This window comes from Nonomuraea fuscirosea (assembly GCF_035917475.1).
GTDB lineage: Bacteria > Actinomycetota > Actinomycetes > Streptosporangiales > Streptosporangiaceae > Nonomuraea > Nonomuraea fuscirosea.
This window is the reverse complement of sequence record NZ_CP109074.1, coordinates 2,205,628-2,223,940: the sequence shown is the minus strand read 5'-3', so window position 1 is coordinate 2,223,940 and position 18,313 is coordinate 2,205,628. Positions and strand designations below refer to the sequence as shown.

At 71.4% G+C, this 18,313-nt stretch carries 17 protein-coding genes; 9 read left to right on the top strand and 8 right to left on the bottom strand.

All coding sequences use genetic code 11. The annotated features are described in order from the left end of the window. The first annotated feature begins 34 nt into the window (after positions 1 to 34). The 4 genes from OIE67_RS09925 to OIE67_RS09910 all read left to right on the top strand — a co-directional run bounded on the left by OIE67_RS09925 (position 35) and on the right by OIE67_RS09910 (position 3,145). Positions 35 to 1,243: a sensor histidine kinase gene (locus OIE67_RS09925; RefSeq protein WP_326638807.1), complete on the top strand. Its 1,209-nt coding sequence runs from the start codon at positions 35 to 37 to the stop codon at positions 1,241 to 1,243. Then, positions 1,240 to 1,860 (top strand): response regulator transcription factor, encoded by a 621-nt coding sequence (locus tag OIE67_RS09920; protein ID WP_326638805.1) that lies wholly within the window; start codon positions 1,240 to 1,242, stop codon positions 1,858 to 1,860. Before OIE67_RS09925 ends, OIE67_RS09920 begins: the two co-directional genes overlap by 4 nt. A 200-nt stretch (positions 1,861 to 2,060) precedes the next feature. Next, positions 2,061 to 2,456: a CBS domain-containing protein gene (locus OIE67_RS09915; protein ID WP_326638802.1), complete on the top strand. Its 396-nt coding sequence runs from the start codon at positions 2,061 to 2,063 to the stop codon at positions 2,454 to 2,456. Positions 2,457 to 2,458: 2 nt separating this feature from the next. After that, positions 2,459 to 3,145 (top strand): CBS domain-containing protein, encoded by a 687-nt coding sequence (locus OIE67_RS09910; RefSeq protein WP_326638800.1) that lies wholly within the window; start codon positions 2,459 to 2,461, stop codon positions 3,143 to 3,145. 169 nt (positions 3,146 to 3,314) lie between these two features. Here the strand turns inward: OIE67_RS09910 and OIE67_RS09905 are convergent, their stop codons facing one another. Together OIE67_RS09905 and OIE67_RS09900 are read right to left on the bottom strand one after the other, a co-directional pair. Continuing rightward, positions 3,315 to 4,787: an FAD-dependent monooxygenase gene (locus OIE67_RS09905; RefSeq protein ID WP_326638798.1), complete on the bottom strand. Its 1,473-nt coding sequence runs from the start codon at positions 4,785 to 4,787 to the stop codon at positions 3,315 to 3,317. An 85-nt stretch (positions 4,788 to 4,872) separates the two neighbouring features. Next, on the bottom strand, positions 4,873 to 5,109 hold the full coding sequence (locus tag OIE67_RS09900; RefSeq protein ID WP_326638796.1) for a universal stress protein: 237 nt from the start codon (positions 5,107 to 5,109) through the stop codon (positions 4,873 to 4,875). A 248-nt stretch (positions 5,110 to 5,357) separates the two neighbouring features. Here OIE67_RS09900 and OIE67_RS09895 point away from each other — a divergent pair, with 248 nt between their 5' ends. Both OIE67_RS09895 and OIE67_RS09890 read left to right on the top strand, forming a co-directional pair. Beyond that, entirely contained in the window at positions 5,358 to 5,825 is a 468-nt protein-coding gene (locus OIE67_RS09895; protein WP_326638794.1) for a hypothetical protein, read from the top strand. Positions 5,826 to 6,103: 278 nt separating this feature from the next. Then, on the top strand, positions 6,104 to 7,009 hold the full coding sequence (locus OIE67_RS09890; protein WP_326638793.1) for a universal stress protein: 906 nt from the start codon (positions 6,104 to 6,106) through the stop codon (positions 7,007 to 7,009). 157 nt (positions 7,010 to 7,166) lie between these two features. Here OIE67_RS09890 and OIE67_RS09885 read toward each other — a convergent pair whose 3' ends face one another. Beyond that, positions 7,167 to 7,919 carry a response regulator transcription factor gene (locus OIE67_RS09885; RefSeq protein WP_326638790.1) on the bottom strand — a complete coding sequence of 251 codons (753 nt, stop codon included), beginning with the start codon at positions 7,917 to 7,919 and terminating at the stop codon, positions 7,167 to 7,169. Then, positions 7,916 to 9,358 carry a sensor histidine kinase gene (locus OIE67_RS09880; RefSeq protein WP_326638789.1) on the bottom strand — a complete coding sequence of 481 codons (1,443 nt, stop codon included), beginning with the start codon at positions 9,356 to 9,358 and terminating at the stop codon, positions 7,916 to 7,918. The genes OIE67_RS09885 and OIE67_RS09880 overlap by 4 nt, the downstream gene beginning before the upstream one ends. An 80-nt stretch (positions 9,359 to 9,438) precedes the next feature. On the opposite strand from OIE67_RS09880, the gene OIE67_RS09875 reads away from it, so the two are divergent. Then, complete coding sequence (locus OIE67_RS09875) at positions 9,439 to 10,686, top strand: alpha/beta hydrolase (RefSeq protein ID WP_326638788.1); 1,248 nt, start codon at positions 9,439 to 9,441, stop codon at positions 10,684 to 10,686. Beyond that, positions 10,676 to 11,818 (top strand): acyltransferase family protein, encoded by a 1,143-nt coding sequence (locus tag OIE67_RS09870; RefSeq protein ID WP_326638786.1) that lies wholly within the window; start codon positions 10,676 to 10,678, stop codon positions 11,816 to 11,818. Before OIE67_RS09875 ends, OIE67_RS09870 begins: the two co-directional genes overlap by 11 nt. Before the next feature lie 429 nt (positions 11,819 to 12,247). On the opposite strand, the gene OIE67_RS09865 is transcribed toward OIE67_RS09870, so the two are convergent. Both OIE67_RS09865 and OIE67_RS09860 read right to left on the bottom strand, forming a co-directional pair. Further along, entirely contained in the window at positions 12,248 to 13,381 is a 1,134-nt protein-coding gene (locus OIE67_RS09865; protein ID WP_326638784.1) for a hypothetical protein, read from the bottom strand. A gap of 189 nt (positions 13,382 to 13,570) precedes the next feature. Then, positions 13,571 to 13,729 carry a hypothetical protein gene (locus OIE67_RS09860; RefSeq protein WP_326638782.1) on the bottom strand — a complete coding sequence of 53 codons (159 nt, stop codon included), beginning with the start codon at positions 13,727 to 13,729 and terminating at the stop codon, positions 13,571 to 13,573. Positions 13,730 to 14,062: 333 nt separating this feature from the next. On the opposite strand from OIE67_RS09860, the gene OIE67_RS09855 reads away from it, so the two are divergent. Continuing rightward, the gene (locus OIE67_RS09855) at positions 14,063 to 14,296 is read left to right on the top strand and encodes a hypothetical protein (protein WP_326638780.1); all 234 of its coding nucleotides are present in this window, start codon (positions 14,063 to 14,065) and stop codon (positions 14,294 to 14,296) included. A 634-nt stretch (positions 14,297 to 14,930) separates the two neighbouring features. Here the strand turns inward: OIE67_RS09855 and OIE67_RS09850 are convergent. Both OIE67_RS09850 and OIE67_RS09845 read right to left on the bottom strand, forming a co-directional pair. After that, positions 14,931 to 15,968, bottom strand: a complete 1,038-nt coding sequence (locus OIE67_RS09850; RefSeq protein ID WP_326638778.1) for a glycosyltransferase family 2 protein — start codon at positions 15,966 to 15,968, stop codon at positions 14,931 to 14,933. Continuing rightward, positions 15,956 to 18,283, bottom strand: coding sequence for a LamG domain-containing protein (locus tag OIE67_RS09845; protein WP_326638776.1), 2,328 nt, complete (start codon positions 18,281 to 18,283; stop codon positions 15,956 to 15,958). The genes OIE67_RS09850 and OIE67_RS09845 overlap by 13 nt, the downstream gene beginning before the upstream one ends. Positions 18,284 to 18,313 lie beyond the last annotated feature (30 nt).

The window sequence follows — 18,313 nt, the reverse complement described above, 5'->3', positions numbered from 1 at the left end:
GACCCGTCCGCGCCCGAGAGAAGGGGAACCCGGGATGAACGACCCCTTCCCGCCCTCCACCTGGGAACGACGCTTCCTGGGCATCGCCGAGACCGTCCCCTACATCACCCTCGCCGCCTCGCTCGTCATCAGCCTGGCCACCCCCGTCCAGCCGCCGGGCGCGATCCCCCGCACCCTGCTTCTCACCGGTCTGGCCCTCGCCTGGCTGCTCGGCGCGCGGACCCTGCTGCCCGCCGAGGTGCGCGGGCGGCGGGTCGCCATCACCGTCCACTTCGCCGGCCTGCTGGTCACCGTCGCGCTGCTGACCGCCCACGACCCGATCTTCATCATCTACTCCATCTCCGGCTTCTTCCTGGCGGCCAACTTCGCTCCCTCGAAGTGGACGTTCGCCGCCGTGGCCGCCACCTCCGTCGTCCTGTACCAGTCGGCGATCGACTGGGCCCACGCCGACCTCCAGCTCATCGCCTTCCACCTGGCGATCGTCGCCGTGCAGACCGTCGCCATCGGCGGCGGCCACATCGCCGGCGTCAAGATCGAGGAGCGGCAGCGTAAATACCGCAAGGCGGTCAGCGACCTTCAGGCCGCCCTGGAGGAGAACGCCGACCTGCACGCCCAGCTCCTCACCCAGGCCCACCAGGCCGGCATCCTCGACGAACGCCAGCGCATGGCCCGCGAGATCCACGACACCCTCGCCCAGGGCCTCACCGGCATCATCACCCAGTTACGCGCCGCCCAGCGCGTCGAGGACGCCGGCACCCACGTCGGGCTCGCGCTCGACCTCGCCCAGGACAGCCTCACCGAAGCCCGCCGCTCCGTCGCCGCCCTCCAGCCGCACCAGCTGGAGGACGCCCACCTGCCAGAGGCCATGACCGTTCTGGCCCGCAACTGGGCCCAGACCACCAGCGTCGACCTCCACGTCGAGGTGACCGGCGACCGCGTCCCGCTCAGCCCCGCCATCGAGGTCACCCTCTTCCGCGTCGCGCAGGAAGCTCTCGCCAACGTCGCCAAGCACGCGGGCGCCACCCGGGCCGGCCTCACCCTGTCCTACACCGGCGCCGTCGTCCTGCTCGACATCCGCGACAACGGCACCGGCTTCCGCGAGCCCGGCGGGCAGGGATTCGGCCTCAGCAGCATGAGACAACGCCTACGCGGCGTCGGCGGGTCCCTCGAGATCGAGAGCACGCCCGGTGAGGGCACCGCCGTCAGCGCCACCGTCCCCGCCCTCCAAGGAAGCCCCCGGTGATCCGTCTCCTCATCGTCGACGACCATCCCATCGTCCGCAACGGCCTGCGCGCCGCGTTCGAGGCCGAGCCCGACATCCACGTCGCCGGCGAGGCCGCCAACGGCCGCGAGGGCGTCGAGCGCGCCGCCGCGCTGGAGGTCGACGTCGTGCTCATGGACCTGCGCATGCCCGAGATGGACGGTGTCACCGCCATCACGGCCCTGCGCCGCTCCCACCCCCGGATCAAGACCCTCGTCCTGACCACCTTCGACGGCGACTCCGACGTCCTGCCCGCGATCGAGGCCGGCGCCACCGGCTACCTGCTCAAGGACGCCCCCACCGACGAGCTCCTGCGCGCCGTCCGCGCCGCGGCCGCCGACGAGCCGGTGCTGTCGCCGTCCGTCGCGGGCCGGCTGATGGGCCAGGTACGCAAACCGGTCAGGGCCCCCCTCACCGACCGCGAGCTCCAGGTCCTCGCCCTCGTCGCCGACGGCGCCTCCAACCGCCGGGCGGCCGCCAAGCTCTTCATCAGCGAGGCCAGCATCAAGACCCACCTGCTGCACATCTACGACAAACTTGGCGTCCGCGACCGTGCCGCAGCCGTCGGCGAGGCCTATCGGCGAGGTCTGCTGAGCTGACCGGCCGGCGCCCTTGCCGCCGCGCTGACCAACGACCGTCCCGTTCGGGACCTTCGCCTCTGAACGCCGCCGCCTTCCCGAGGTGTGATGAAGGCAACCGGCAAGGAGGATGTCATGCGCAGGACCGTCGCGGACGTGATGACGGACAAGGTCGTCGCCGTATCCGCCACAACCCCGAGGGCGACACCGCCGCCGAGCTGATGACCACCCCGGCCGTCACCGTCTCGCCGAAGGCGTCCGCCGTCGCGGCCGCCCGCCTCATGGACGGCCACGGCGTCAAGCGGCTCGCGGTCGTCGACCACGACGGCCGCCTGGTCGGCATCGTCAGCCGCCGTGACCTGGTCAAACTCTTCCTGCGCGGCGACGAGGCGATCGCCGCCGAGGTGCGCGACGATGTTCTCGACCGCAGCCTGTGGGTCGACACCGGCGACGTCCGCGTGGACGTCCGCCAGGGCGTCGTGACGCTGTCCGGCCGGATGGAGCGCCGCACCGAGGCCGCGATCGCCGTACGCATGGTCGGCCGGGTCAACGGCGTGGTCGGCGTCGGCGACCGGCTCACCTGGAAGACCGACGATTCGAAGTGGGAAGGCAGGTAACCATGTCCGTGCAGAAGGTCGAGAACGTCATGACCACCGACGTAGCCGCCGTCAACGAGAACGCCTCCTTCCACACCGTGGCCGAACTGCTCATCAGCCGGGGCATCAGTGGCGTACCGGTGCTGGACGACGACAACCGCGTGCTCGGCGTGGTCTCCGAGGCCGATCTGCTGGCCAAGGAGGAGTTCAAGGAGCGCTACTACGGCGACGACTACCGGCCGCCGCTGCGCGCCCGCATCCGGCACAGCGCGGGCAGCGAGGGCAGCGGCTACCGCAAGTCGCTCGGCGAGACCGCCGGCGCTCTCATGACCAGCCCCGCCCGCGTCACCACGCCCGACGCGGCCGTCGTGACGGCCGCGCGGCTGATGGACCGCTACGGCGTCAAGCGCCTGCCGGTCGTGGACGCCGGCGGCCGCCTCGTCGGCATCGTCAGCCGCCGCGACCTCATCAAGGTCTTCCTGCGCCTGGACGAGGAGATCGAACGCGACGTCCGCGAGGCCCTGCGCGGCAGGGCCGACGTCACCGTGAACGACGCCGTCGTCACCCTGACCGGGACCTACACCGAGCGGAGCCAGGCCGTCACCGCCGTGCACCTGGCCGAGAACATCGACGGCGTGGTGGCCGTGCACGACGAGCTGAGCTGGAAGCACGACGACATCGCCGACCTGCCGGTCTGGGGCGGCGCCTGACCCCGGGACCTCATGGTTCTGACGGGTACAGGTCCGCGTCCAGGGCCACCGTGCCGTCCCGCTGGGCGCGGCGGAGGAGAGCGGCGGCCGGCTCCCTGCGGGGCAAAATGTAGTCCTTCGGGTAGATCGGTGCCGGGGTCGCGCGGGCGCCCTCGTCCTCGGGGGGCCGTCATCCGAGTGCCCCGTCCAGCCAGCGGCCGAACTCGGCCGGGCCACCTCTGCAGGCCAGATGCCCGTCCGGGCGGACGAGCAGCGCCGGCCCCGCGGTGTCGGGGGCGTGCAGCCGGACGACGCGGTCGCCGAGCCGCCGCCGGGCGGCCTCGAAGGCGGCGTCCGCGCCGAGCACCGCCCAGGCGCCGCGCAGCTCGGCGTGCAACCGGGTGCGGGTGCCGTCGTCGCGTGCACAGGCCAGGTCGGGCACACGGTCGCCGGGACGGGGCCGGCCGCCCCGGCCCCCGAGCGGGCCGCGGCGGTAGCTCACCCACAGTTGCGAGGTCGTGTAGGTGATCCACCGCTGGATCCACGCCTGGCTGAAGACGCGCAGCAGGATCTGGTCCCGCAGGAACCGGCCGATCGGGCCGCCGGCGATGTTGACCCTGGTGGCCGCGGTGCTGCCGCGCAGCACCGCGGTGGCCAGCGGGCGGCGTTCGGCCTGGTAGGTGTCGAGCAGCCGCTCCCCTGCCGAGCCGCGTACGACGAGGGCCAGCTTCCAGGCGAGGTTCTCGGCGTCGCCGAGGCCGGTCAGCATGCCCTGACCGCCGAACGGGGCGTGCACGTGCGCGGCGTCGCCGGCCAGCAGGACGCGCCCGGCGCGGTAGCCGTCGGCCAGGCGCCGGTGCACGCTGAACAACGACGCCCAGGTGACCTCGCCCAGCCGCAGGCCGGGCAGGCCGCTACGGGCGGGCAGGATGTGCCGCATCCGGTCGGCGATCTGCTCCTCACCGGGCTTCTCCTCGACGAAGGCGGGGTCGTAGGCGAGCAGCCGCCACTGCCCGCCGGGCATCGGCATCGCGCCCAGCATGCCCTCACGGTGCACCCAGCCGCTGGTGCCCGATCGGTCCAGCGCGGGCTCGCCCTCCACGCTGCCGTCCACGAGCAGGAAGCGTTCGCTGACCTTGACGCCGGGGAAGCCGATGCCGGCCAGCTTGCGCACCGTGCTGCCGGCGCCGTCGCAGCCGGCCAGCCAGCCGGCCCGTACGGTGCCGCCGTCGGCGAGCACCGCGGTGACGCCGGTCGCGTCCTGGGCGATCTCGACCACGCCGTTGCCCCATTCCGGGCGCACCCCGAGCTCGGCCAGCCGCTCGCGCAGCCGCGCCTCGACCCGCGCCTGCGAGATCACCATGGGCGCGGCGGCGGTGCCGAGCCCTGGGTCGCCGAACCGGATGCGCATCATCGGGCGGTCACCGGCGTACGTGGTGATCGTCATGGCCCGCACCGACTCCTGAGGCAGTTCGCCCAGGGCGTCGAGGCGGTCGAGCACCTCCGAGCCGCGGGCGTGCACGAAGTTCGCCCGCGAGGTGGTCGCCGGGCCGGCCGCCTTGTCGATCACCCGTACCGCGACACCGTGTTGGCGCAGCCCGCAGGCCAGCGCGAGACCGACCGGTCCCGCGCCGACCACCAGCACCTCCGTGTCCATCGCCATCACCTCACCATTTTATTTACGAAACGGTCCCGTAAAATAAATGGTGCCCGCGATGAGCCGATCTGTCCAGCCGACGGGGGCCGGATCAACGGGTGATCCTGGCCACGGCGAGCGGGCACGGGGCCTGGTGCAGCAGCGCGTGGCTGACCGAGCCCAGCAGCATCCCGGCGAACGTGCCGTACCCGTGCGAGCCCACCACCAGCAGCTCGGCGTCCCGGGTGGCCTCGATCAGCGCGGTCCGCGGGTCGTCAGGCAGGAACGTCGTCCGTACGCTGATCTTCGGCTGGTCGCCGCGGACGCGTTCCTCCGCCGCCGCCAGCACGCCCGCAACGCCCTCGTCCGCAAGCTCCCCGCAGTGGAGACCCTCGGCTCGGTCACGGCCCTCGCCACCGACAAAACCGGCACCCTGACCGAAGGCACCATGGTGGCCCGCCACCTGTGGACCCCGACGGCCCAAGCCACGATCAATCGACGGCACCGGGCACCGACGGACCGGCGGCACCAGACTCCACCGAATCGACGCGAGCACCGGGCACCGGCGGGTCGGCGGCACCGGGCATCGGCGAATGGGTGGCGCTGGGTGACCCCACTGAGGCGGCGCTGCTCGCCGCCGCCGCCAAGCTCGGCCTCGACCGTCAGGCCGTGCAGGCCCGTTTTCCCCGCCTGGCCGAGCTGCCCTTCGACAGTGACCGCAAGCGTATGAGCACCCTGCACCACCTGCCCGGCGGCGGCGTCCGGCTCGTCTGCAAGGGCGCGCCGGAGGCCCTGCTGCACCACCCCGCCCTGATCGACGAACCGGACCTGCTCGCCCGCGCCGCCGCACAGGCCGACCGGTTCGCCCAGGACGGTTACCGGGTCCTGGCGGTGGCGAGCACCGACCTCGGCGACGTACCGGACACGATCCAGGAGTGCGGCCTGTCGCTGCTCGGCCTGATCGCGATCCTGGACCCCCGCGCCCGCCCCGGCCAGCCCGCGAACGATCGGCCGCTGAGAGAAAACCGCGTCCGACGCTGGAAGGTGACCGCGACCGGCCACTGACAGCGGACCGCGTCCGGCCGCTGAGAGGAGACCGTGACCGTCCGCTGAGAAGTGACCGCGCCTCCCACGCCCTCCGCCAGTGGCTCTCTTCGCCAAACTCCGGGCGCGGCAAGCAAGACATGGTCAGGCCTTTGCGCGCGTACGGGCCTTGTCCCCATGGTCCGGGGAAAGTCCATCCGATCAGGAGCAGACAGATCAGCCCAGCAGCAGACGGATCCGCTCATGAGCAACGGATCCGCTCAGGAAGAGCAGACGGTTCCGCTCAGGGAGGCGGCGAGATGAGCGATGGCCTGGCCGACCGGCCCGTCCTGGTCGGCTACGACGACTCGCCCGAGAGCCGGCACGCGCTGATCTGGGCGGTCGAGGAAGCGCGGCTGCGCGGTCTCCCCGTGCTGGTCTGCCACGCCCTGCACTGGCCGTACGCCCTCAAGCCCCTCTCCGACGAGCTCATGGCGCAAATCGACCAGGTGGCCCAGGAGGTCGTGGACGATGGCGTCCGCCGGGCCCGTGAGCTCGCCCCCGACGTGGACGTCCGGCGCATCCTCGGCCGGGGCTCACCCTCCGCGATGCTCCTGGAGGTCGGGCGGGCGGCGGAGCTGACGGTGCTGGGGCTGCGCGGGCAGGGCGGGTTCGACGGCCTGGAGGTGGGATCGGCCGCGGTCCAGGTGGCCGCGCACTGCTCAGGCCCGGTCGTCGTCGTACGCCCGGAGCTCCAGCCACGGACCGGCCCGGACGCCAGGATCGTGGTCGGCCTGGACGGCTCACCCGCCGGCCTCGCCGCCCTCGATCTCGCCCTGGACGAGGCCGCGCTGCGCCTCGGCACCGTGACGGCGCTGTGCTGCTGGGCCGACTGCGGATCGTCGTCCTGGCCGGAACCGCTCCCGTTCGTGGACTCCCGCGCACTGCGCCGGGGAGCCGAGGCCCGCTTCCGCGAGGTCACCGCACACCTGGCCCAGAGGCGCCCCGACGTACCGGTGATCACCGAGTTCGTCACCGAACGCCCCCAACGCGCCCTGCTCGACGCAGCCAGAGACGCCACCCTCCTCGTACTCGGCAACCGCGGCAACGAATCTTCCCCCACCCTGCTCCTGGGCCCGGTCACCCAGACCGCACTACTCGAAGCCTGGTGCCCGGTCGCGGTAACCCCCGCAGCCATCAAGAAACCCAGAATCCCACCAGGCTGAACCCCGCACGACGCCCAGATCAGACCAGCGTCGGCCTATGCGGAGCCAGCTGGCGCGGTGCCAGGTGGCGGCGGCAAGTGCGTGGTGGCAGGTGCGCGGTGCCAGGTGACGCGAAGGCAGGTGTGTGGTGCCAGGTGCGCAATGCAGACGTTGACCATCACTTCGACGGCGCCACCAGACCCGCCTCGTAGGCGAGGATGACGAGCTGAACCCGATCACGCGCATCGAGCTTGGTCAGCAGCCGTCCCACGTACGCCTTGACGGTGGCGACACTGATGACCAGGTCGGCGGCTATCTCGCTATTGGTCAGTCCGCGCGCGATCAACGTGAGCACCTCACGTTCACGCTCCGTGACCCCCTCCAACTCCCCCGATGCGCGATCGGACGCTCGATGCGGCGCAGAACCCGACACAGGACCCGATCTGGAACTCGACACGGGACCCGATCTGGGATCGGGTCCGGGATGTTGGGCGCGATCGGGTGCGGGATGGTTGGCGAACGTCTCGATCAGTCTCCGGGTGACGCCCGGCGCGATCAGGGCGTCGCCGGCGGCCACGACCCGGATCGCGGTGAGGATGTCGTCCAGGGCCATGTCCTTGACCAGGAACCCTGACGCGCCCGCCCGGAGCGCGCCGTAGACGTAGTCGTCCTCGTCGAACGTGGTCAGGACGATGACGCTGGCCCCACTGGAGCCCTGGGCGATCAGCCGGGTGGCCTCGATGCCGTCCATGACGGGCATGCGGATGTCCATCACCACGACATCAGGGTCCAGCTCCCCGACCAGTTGGACGGCGTCGAGCCCGGTCGCGGCCTCGCCGACGAGTTCGAGGTCGGCGGCGTCGGAGATGACCATCTGCAGGGCCGCCCGGATCAGCGGCTGGTCGTCGGCCAGGACGACGCGGACGGTCATCGCACCTCCGCGCTCAGGGGCAGGCTGGCCGCGACCAGGAAGCCGCCCTCGGCACGCGGTCCCGCGGAGAAGCTCCCCCGCAGCAGGTTGGCCCGCTCCCGCATCCCGACCAGGCCGTAACCGCCCTCCGGCCTGCGACGGGGGCCGCGTCCCTCGTCGAGGATCTCGACGGCCAGCTCGTCGTCCCGGTAGTCGATCGACACCCGGCACCGGCTCGTGTCGGCGTGCCGCACGACGTTGGTGATCGCCTCCTGAATGATGCGGTAGGCCGAGACGTCGATCTCCGGCGGCAGCGGACGCCGTTCGCCCAGCCGACGCACCTCGACGTGCACACCAGCGTCCGTCGTCATCGCCACGAGCCGATCAAGTTCCGACAGACCAGGCGCCCCACCAGCCAACTGCCCCTGCACCCCGTAACGCTGCCCGCCTTGTTCCTGCTCGCCGTAACGCGGCACGCCGTGGTCCTGCACGCCTTGGCCCTGCACGCCTTGGTCCTGCTCTCCTTGGTCCTGGTCACCCTCACTCGGCACCCCGTGACCCTTTACACCGTAGCCCTGCACGCCGTCGCGCTGTACGCCGTGGCTCGGCACCCCGCGATCCTGCACGCCTTGGCCACGCACTCCCTGGCCCTGGCCCTGTGCTCCCTGGCCTTGGCCCTGCTCGCTTTGGCGCAGGACGCCGAGCATGTGCCGCAGGCCGGACAGTGTCTCCCGGCCGACTGTCTCGATGTCTCCGAGCGCCTGGCCGGCCCGGGCCGGTTGGGTGTCGATGACGCGCCGGGCGGCGCCGGCCTGCAGGGCGATGACGCCGATGCTGTGAGCGACCGTGTCGTGCAGTTCGCGCGAGATGCGCAGGCGTTCGTCGGTGACGGCCTGGGCGGTGGCGGTGGCGATGAGCGTGGCGGCGTGCTCGCGGGCCTGGCGGACCGAGTGGCCGACCAGCCAGGCGATGACCGCCGTCATGGCCACGGCCAGCTCCGCCGAGGTGCCGGCGGGCCAGCCGAACAGCAGCCGGGTGGTCAGATAGCCGGCCAGCACGGTGAGCGCGCCGAGCAGGGCGAGGATCCCGGTACGGCGCGCGCGTTCGGCCGCGATGAAGGACAGCGCGACGTCGGCCGCCAGGAACTGCGCCAAGGGGATCTCGCTCACGCCCAGAGGCACACACGCGAAGACCGCGGCGACGAGCAGCAGCCCCATCGCCCTCAGCGGCCGCCGGCGCAGGTGGGCACCGGCGAGGTGGGTCAGCACGGTCGACACCACCAGCCAGGCCAGTCCGTCCCAGCTGAAGAAGAACGGCCCGGCCAGTTCGGCCGGCCCGGACTCGCCGGGGAGCCCGATCCGGATGAGGAACGTGAACACCAGGCCCGCCCACCAGGCGAGAACCGTCCAGACGCCGGGCGGAACCCGCTTCAGCGGCGGCAGAGGCGGGATCACGTGCATGCTCGCGATCGTAACGGCGCGGCCGGAACCGCCGCATCGGACCACGGGTGTAAGACCACGGGCTATCGGCATCCCCGAAAATGTGGACGACGATCCGATGCGGCACCGGCACCGCCTGCGGCACCGTCGATCGGGTGATCCACGCCAACGTGTCCCGGCTGCGCCGCACCCTGCTGGCCGCGACGATCGCCGCCTCGGTGGCGGTGCCGCTGAGCGAGGCAGCGCGCCCATCGGCCGTCCCCGCCCCCGTCCCCACCGCCTCGGCCTCACCGCTCAGCGAAACGGCACGTCCCTCGACCGTCCCCACTCCCGTACCCACCACCCCGGGCGCAGCGCTCGGCGAAACGGCACGTTCGTCGTCCGTCCCTGCGGTCTCGGCCTCGCCGCTCAGCCGAGCGGCACGTCCGTCGGCCGTCTCCGGCTCCGTACCCGCCGCCTCGGCCTCGCCACTGAGCGAAACTGCACGCCCGCCGGCCGTCCCCGCCGTCTCGGCCTCGCCGCGTACGGCGGCCGCAGCGGGTCTGGCCGTGCGCTACGCGGCCGTTCGCGGTGACATCGTGGCCGCCGAGCGGATGGCCGCCGGCTACGGCCACCGACGGCGGGCCGCGTTGCTGCGGGCGATGGCCGACCCGGCGCGCCGGTTCCTGTCCTTCGACGGCCGTGACGGCGGCCGGGCCGCCGAGGTCTTCGGCGACCTCGCGGCGGCCGAGCATCTGGCCGTGCTGGTGCCCGGTGGCGACACCCACCTCGACAAGTACGGGCTTCTGCGCGGCAGCGCGCTGAGGCTGAGCCAGACGCTCGGCGGCCGGTCCGCGGTCGTCGCCTGGCTCGGTTACCGCACTCCCGACACGGTGAGCCTGGCGTCCCTCACCACCGGCCGCGCCGACGAGGCCGCGCCGGCGTTGCGCGCCTTCGTCCGGGAGGTGAGCGAGCTCAACCCGGCCGCCCGGATCACCCTGGTATGCCACTCGTACGGCAGCGTGGTCTGCGCCCGGGCGGCCCCCGGGCTGGACGTCGCCGGCATCGTGCTGATCGGCAGCCCCGGCGTCACCGCCGGCGACGTGGCCGCGTTACGCACCCCGGCGACCGTCTGGGCCGGCCGGGGAAGCCGTGACTGGATCGCCCGGGTGCCGCACACCCGGCTCCGCCTGCCGTACGTCACGGTCGGGTTCGGCACCGACCCGGTCGCCGCCGGGTTCGGCGCCCGGGTCTTCGTGGCCGGCGGCGGCGGGCACAGCGACTACTTCAAGGCCGGATCCCCGTCACTGACGAACATCGCCCGCATCGTCTCAGGACAACCCCCCGCCGAGGCGCGCGGTGGTCACTGAGCTCGTCCGGCGCGTCGAGGCGGCGACCCCCGCCGGCCGCGACCGCGCCCTCGACGCGCTGCGTGCCCTGGCCATCGGCGGCGTGGTGCTCGGCCACTGGCTGGTGACCGCGCTGGTCGCCGACAGCGGCACCGTACGCGTGGCCAGCCCGTTGCGGCAGATGCCCTACCTCGCCCCCGCCTCCTGGATCTTCCAGACCATGGCGCTCTTCTTCCTGGTGGGCGGGCAGTCGGCCGCCACGAGTTACGCCCGCGTCCGAGCCGCGAACGTCACCTACGGGCGATGGCTGGGCACGCGGCTGGCCCGGCTGTTCCGTCCGGTCGCCGCCGTGCTCGCGGTCTGGACGACGGCAGCGGTCGTGCCGCTCGCCCTCGGGGCGGACCTCGCGACCGTGTACGCGCTGGCCAAGCTGGTGTGGTCGCCGCTGTGGTTCCTGCTGGTCTTCGCCGCCTTGACAGCGCTCACCCCATTGGCGGCCCGGCTGCACCCGGCGTGGCCGCTCGCCACGGTCGCCCTCGTCGATCTGACCCGGTTCGGCATGGGCGGGCCCGCCTGGATCGGCTGGGTCAACCTGGCGGCTGGGTGGCTGGTGCCGTACTGCCTGGGCGCGGCCTGGGCCCGCGACCGCCTGCGCACCCGGACGACCGGCTGGGCGTTGCTGCTCGGCGGCGCCGCCGCCACGACCGCACTCGTGCTGTGGGCCGGCTACCCGGCCTCCATGGTGGGAGTCCCCGGCGCCCCGATCTCGAACCAGTCCCCGCCCACGCTCGCGGCCGTCGCCTTCGGCCTCGCCCAGTGCGGAGCGGCGCTGCTGCTGCTCGCCCCCTTACGGCGGATGCTGTCGCGGCCCGCCGTCTGGGCGTTCGTGGCGCTGGCGAACCTCTCCGCGATGACGATCTTCCTCTGGCACCAGACCGCCATGATCGCGGTCACCACGCTCGGCCTGCTCACCGGCCACATCCTGCCGGGTCTGCACACCGCCCCCGACGACCCGGCCTGGGTCCCGGCCCGGCTGGCCTGGCTGCCGGCCTTCGCGCTGGCCCTGCTCGCGTGCCGAGCCGCCTTCCCCGCCCACCAACCTCGACGGCACGTACGCCCCGGGCACGACCACGCCCGGACCGTCGAGTCCTAGGTGATCGTCTTAGCCGTGCCCAACGGGTCGGTGCCACGGTCGCCTAGGGCGAGGAGACGCAGGTACGCACGTTCCCGCCGCTCCTGGCGCTCCCGGAGACGGAGGCCGACCGGGAGGAGATGCCCTGGCTCATGGGGCAGGACGTCGGCCTGATCCACGACATCAAGCCAGTCGCGCGGACATCGTCACCGACATGATGGAGCAGGCCGAACAGGTGCCGACCGGATTCGGGAGCCGCGACTCGCGACCGGAGCCCGTCCTGAGGGCGCGAGCGGCGCCGCACCTTCCTTGTCGCCGAAGTGGGGATCCCAGGAGGCGACGGTCACCGATGCGCCGGCTTTGGACAGAGCCCGGATACTTTCCAGCCCGAGCCCGGCCGAAGCCGGGCATGCAAGCCTTCCCCGCCGGCAACGCACTCATCGTGCGTGCTCAGCGCCATTCGATGAAGGCGGCGGTGTCGCCGAGCGTGGAGAACTTCCCGGTTCGCTCGACCTTCTGAGGTGTTGATCCCGGCTTGGTGTCGCAGAGGTAGTAATCCAGCGCGGCCCCCTTCTGGGAGAGGAACGCGAACCTCCCGCCGTCCGGGGAGATCACCATGGCGCTGTTGCGGTGGTCGTTGCTGGGGAGTATGGGCGGCCCGGGCTTCGCCCCAGGGGCGATGTCGAGCGCGGCGTACCTGCCGTTCTCACCGCACAGCACCGTGTCGTCGTCGAGCCAGCCGTAATCACAGGCGAGGTATCTGCCCTTCTCCACGAGGTCCGGGCCCACCCCTTGGGCCTGCGCCGGAACGTCCAGCACGTAACCTTCGGCCAGCAGGTGTCGGCCGTCCGGCGAGAGGAAGGCGCTGTTGGCCATCACCGCCTGGCTCGGCGTACTCCCCACCATGACGAGGTTCTGGGCCGTGCTGACCTCGAACCGGTCGACCAGCCTGTGGTCCCCGGCGAGCGCGCGGCTCGCGATCCGGTCCTTGGTCGAGGTCCCGGGCTCGTCGGTCACCTCGTACGTGAACCAGACCGCGCTCCCGTCCCGGGCGAAGGCCGCGTTGTGCTCGTGCGGGGTGTTGCCGAAGTCCTGATTCCCCGTCAGATCAGTAAATTTGCCCGTACGGTCGACATAACCGACATGAGTGGCTCCGGTCCGCTGATCCTCGGTGACCACGGCCATCTTCGTGAAGTCCTGGTCGAAGAGCGATCGGACGACTGTCACATCCCCGGCGTCAGTGGGCAGCTCATCGGGCTCGCACAGCCGCCTCACGGCGGTGTTGGGCTCCGATGAGTCGTGCTCGGCAACCGCCGTGTCCGGCAGCCGGAACTCCGCGTGCGCCAGGTGTTTCCAGCTTCGCGGGTGCCAGCCGTCGAGGGTGACGACGCTGCCGTTCCCTCGCGAACAGACAGCCGTGATGATCATGTCCCGCTGGGTGAAGTCCGCACTGATCGCGGTCTCCGAAGCTCGCCGACCGGCGGCTTCGCCCACCCCGCGCTCCTCGGCGGCCGAGGCGCAGCCGGCGAGGCTCGCCGCCAGGACCAGCGAGAGAAGGGACGCTGTCGCTCTCGGCCTGTCCACCACTCGTCTCTCCCCCATCTGACGTCGACTGGCGATCCCTAGAGTGCGCCGGGGGTGTTGAGAACGTGTTGAGCCCGCGTTGAGCGGGCGAGCAGCGTCAGTGCCCAGACGCCGAGTGCCGCTCCGAGGGCGCGCAGAAGACCCTGAACAATCCCGAACGACCCGACCGCAGGCGATGGGACGGGGAGGTCACGGGGTGGCCCTGAGGCCGGGGACAACGCGGATCTGCGGGACACCGGTGCTGGGATGGCGGGCCACCTCGGCGTCCACGTGGTAGACCTCGGCGAGCAGGGCGGGGGTGAGCACCTGGGCGGGTGGCCCGTCGGTGACGCCCCGGCCGTTCGCCATGACGTGGATCCGGTCGCAGAACGAGGCGGCAGGCGGCCAAAGCCATCGCCCGTACGGACGTGTTCTTCCCCGTTGACAAGGGCGAGGTGAAAGACGAGCTGGTACGGCTCCGGCAGGACCTGATCGCCGAGTACGGCCGCCCGCGGTACCGGATCGCCGAGGCTTGTCGCGGCCATCGTCGGCGCCGGCCAGGGTGCCTGCCGACCGGCCTTCCAGGCGCTCACCGCCGAGGTCGTCGAGAGCGAGCGCCGTCAGCAGGCCGACGCCGCCATCACCCTGGCCGTTCGCGTCACCACCCTGCGCGCCCCGTCGGCGACCACGCTGCTCGCGACCGTGCTGGACGCCTGGATGCTGCTGATCGGCGCCGGCCTGCTCTGGCTCCTCGCCGCGATCCTGCCCCCGCGCGGGCGGCGCGCGCCGGAGACCGGCGGTACTGTCGCGTTCTTCAAGGAGTTCGGCGAGGGCGTACGCGAGGCGCGCCGGCATCCGTGGTTCCTCGCCGGCCTGGGAGCACTGACGGCCGTCATCTGCACCGGCTACTCGGCCACGGGGTGGCGCTCCCGCTGATCAGAAGGGATCGGTGCGGCACCGAGGTCGTGCTCGCCGGGGCGCTCACCGTGCACAACGTCGGCGCCTTGGCCGGAACCGTCCTCATGGCCCCGACGCCCCCGCGCACAGGGCGCGGCCGCGCGGACGGGGCTGGCTGGCCTGCTACGGCTTCGCACCGCTCGCACTGCTGGTGCCCGTGCACCCTGCGGTGGTGTTCGCCGCTCATGCGATCGCCGGTCTGGGCATCGATCTGTTCAACGTGCCCGGTTCACCGCCACGCAGCGCGAGGTCGAGCCGCGCCTGCCGGCCCGGGTGTCCTCGCTGGACTTCCTGGTCTCCTACGGTCTGGCCCCGGCCGGCCTGGCCTTTCTGGCCCCGCCGTCGAGACCTTCGGCTGGCGACCGGTGCTGGCCGTTTGCGCGCTCGTGTGTTTCGTGGCTCCCGCCGCAGCCGCCCTGATCCCCACCACTCGCCACTTATCCCGCCACCCGGACACGGCCGCGCAGAAACTGAACCATCGAAGCGGTGGACCGGTCGGGCCGGGCCGCGTAACAAGATCATGATGTCGGCGATCTGGATGGTGGCGCGGTAGCGGCAGGCGATGCCCGGGCTGCGCCGTCAGTGGCTGCCGGTCGCCGCACTCGCCAAGACCTCAGTCGGCGTCGGCCGGCCGCAGACCGGTGAACAACATGCCGGGGCGGCGAAGTTCAAACGCGGCGACGAAGCCACCAAGGTCGAACAGCAGATCTACCGAAGCGCACGCGAACGTCTCCACGGCGGCTCGAGCCGACCGATCCGTACCGCGCAGCCGCCGGGCACGCGCGCCGGCCACGAGACCCAGGGCCATCGGCACCGCAAGTAGGCTGCGACCCCCGGTGCGCGGAACGAGCACAATTCCAACCGCTGCGGCCGCCGTCGCCAGAGTGAAGGCGTTCAACACGGGGCGCCTGTGGCTCGGGTGGATCGTGCACAGCCATTGTTCGGAGCGCCCGTAGGTGAAGAGTCGTCGGCACGCCGTGGCGAGGGAGTCTGTGCTGGCGTGGTCGTGGATGACCACCGTCTCCGGGTCACACACGGTTGTGTAGCCGGCATCGGACATCTTGATGCCGAGGTCGACGTCCTCACCACCGACAATCGTGAGACTTTCCGACGGAAAGCCACCAACCTCTTCGAATGCCTTCCGGCGCACCGCCAGGTTGGTCGTCGTCGCCCAGGTGACCGTCGCCCGCCGCCGAGGACGTTCCAGGTCGTCGTTGAGCAACTTGGACCAGCGCATGAACCGGTACGTCGGCGCCTCACTGTGCTCCACGAAGGTCGGACCCGCGACACCACCTACGGAGGGGTCCGCGCCGCGCAGCGTCTTCACGTGGCGTTCAAGAATCTCCGGGGGAACCCTGCAGTCGGAATCTGTGAACAGAATAAGGTCGTATCGGGCCTGCGCGACGCCTAGGTTGCGTTTCGCGCCGACGTGGCGGGGACCGGTCACGTACCTCGCGCCGAACTCCCGGCAGTTGAGCTGGTGACCCGCAGCATCGGCCGGTTCGGAGTCGTCGACGACGAGCACCTCCGCGGGCTCGGGACTGCGATCCATGGCCGCGCGCAGCGAGGCCAGCTGCGCACGCATCTGCGGTACCCGGCCCTTGACGGGGACGACGACCGAGATCCCGCGTTCATGCTCTACTGTGGACACACATCCTCCTGAAGTCGACGTTTCTCGGACAGCTGGCGTGGGCTGCGATGCCCGACCCCCATGTAGTGCAGGACGTTGCGGGTCAATGTCTGGATGCCGGGATCGGCAGCGAGCGCTCCGGGGTAGTTGGTGGCTCCGGCGTTGAAGACGATTCCTCCGGCTGGGCGTTCCCACAGGATCAGGTCGGCTCCGTAACCGGCCTGCACGCCCCAATGGGCAACGAAGCGTGGGCCATGGTCGGCGTGCCCAAGAATGGTGAGCCCTTCGGGATCGAGGGCCGGTTTGCCCAGTGCCTGCGGCAGCCCGTCCATTTCGTAGCCACTGACCGCCGGCCCGTCGTGCGACCGGGTGCCGATGAACGCACCATCCTCCAGCGGAACCTTTTCCGGTTCCTGCATGAGGAAGTGGTCGGGCGCACAGATGGTGAAGGGTGCGTAGGCCGTCTCGTCGCCGCTGTCGATCCACCCGAGCGACTCCAGCCCGAGCAGTTCGCTCGCCGGTCGGCCCAGGTGGGACCACTGGCCGCCGGGGTGACCGTCGGTATGCCAGCGTTCTGCCCACCGTTCGGGTGGCAGCCAGGCATCGTCCAGGCCATCGCCCAGGGAGGTCTTGCGGGTCTCGAGGACCCTCGTCCGCGGGTCGTAACTGACCCGCCAGAAGGCCGTGTTGCCGCTGAGACTGAGCACCTTTCCGCCGCCACGCAAGTAGGTTTCGACACCGTCGCGCATGCGATCGGTCCAGTATTCGTTATGGCCGACGATCATCAGAGCCGCGAACCGGTCGAGCAGGGCCGGCTCGGCGTCGAGCTCGGCGTCGGTGATGCATTCATAGGCGTACCCCTGCTCGGCGAGCCAGGCCTCGGTCTGGCGCTCCGGCCGCACCAGGTGCTGGTGCAGCGTTGCGTCGCGCAAATGCGTCCGGTGCCGGAACGGCTGGACGCGCGGAAGCGGCATTCGCATACCAAGGTTGAAGAACAACCGTCCGCCTACGTTCCGGGTGTATGCCGAGGACATGAGCCCCGGGACATGTACGCCGTCGGTGGCTCGGCGGGCGTAGGCGGTCCACGTGAACGTCGCGAAGAGCAGGGCTACCGACCGGGGGCGTCGCGGCGTCGGCCGCACCACGACGAACGGCAGCTCCACCGGATCGTCGGCGCCGGCCAAGGTCACCCTGACGTAGTAGGTACCACTGTCCGCATCGTCCGGGACGACGAGTTCGGCTGCCGCGGGCCACTCGCAGTCGACCAAGTCGTCGGAGGAGAACCGGATACAGCCGCCACGCCGGGGATCGGCGTCTGGGTCGTAGCCGGCCCGGCCTGCGGCGGGAGAGGAAGGCGGACCGGGGAGATTGAGGACGGGTGCGTTGACCAGGACGCCGGTGAGGCCGTTCCCGCCGACGTCCTGGATGTGCGTGCCCCTCCTTTCGCGGAGCGGCCAATGGGCGACCAGCGACTCCCGCCCCACTTCGACGAGGGGAGCCGCCGCGCGATTCTTCGTCAGCGCCAAGACTTCGTCAGCGTTCAGAGGCCGGGAGAACAGCGCCACATCGCTCACGTCACCATCGAGGAGGTGATCCGCTACGCCGCTCTCGCCCGCGGCGCCGATCCGCAGGGGCTGACCGGTGGCTCCGCCCTGCCGCGCCGGACGGGCGGCGCGGCCTTCGCCAGCGACAGTACCGTCCACCCACAGGCGGACCCGGTCGTCGTCGATCGTCGCGGTGAGGTGGACCCACTCGTCCAACCGTCGCCGCAAACTCACCTCGGCGAAACACCAGAAGACGCGGTCATGACGAGCCCCGTCACCCGCGTAACAGCGGGGCCTGCCGTCGGCGTCGACCCCCAAGGCCCAGCTGCACCGGTCTGGGTAGTCCATCTGGCTGATGATCGCGGCCCAGCTGGATGTCTCCGTTGTGGCGGGCAGACCGCCGAGCCGGACCCACGCGGAGATCGTGGCCGGTCGGTCGATGCCGGGATCGTCCATCCGCGCGTACGACCCTGGATAGACGTCGTGCCGGGCGGCGCCGGCCGAGGCGAGCGACGCCAGCCACCGCACGTCCGCGCGGTCGCCGTCGTCGTCCGGCTCCGGCTGTACCAGTGCCTTGTGGCCTAGCTTACCCACAGCGATCTTGTATGCCGCCGGTGCGTTCAGATGGATACGCAAGACCTGTCCCGGTCGCACGCCAAGCGGATCGACGTATCCGGCCAGACCCGCAACCCGAACGGGGCGATGAGCCGGACGCTCCACCACGGACGCCGCAGCGGCACGGAGGTTCCACGCGTTACCCGTCGCGGCGGACGGGTGTGTGCCTGCTGCCATGGCTCTTCCCTCTTGATTCGGATAACGGCA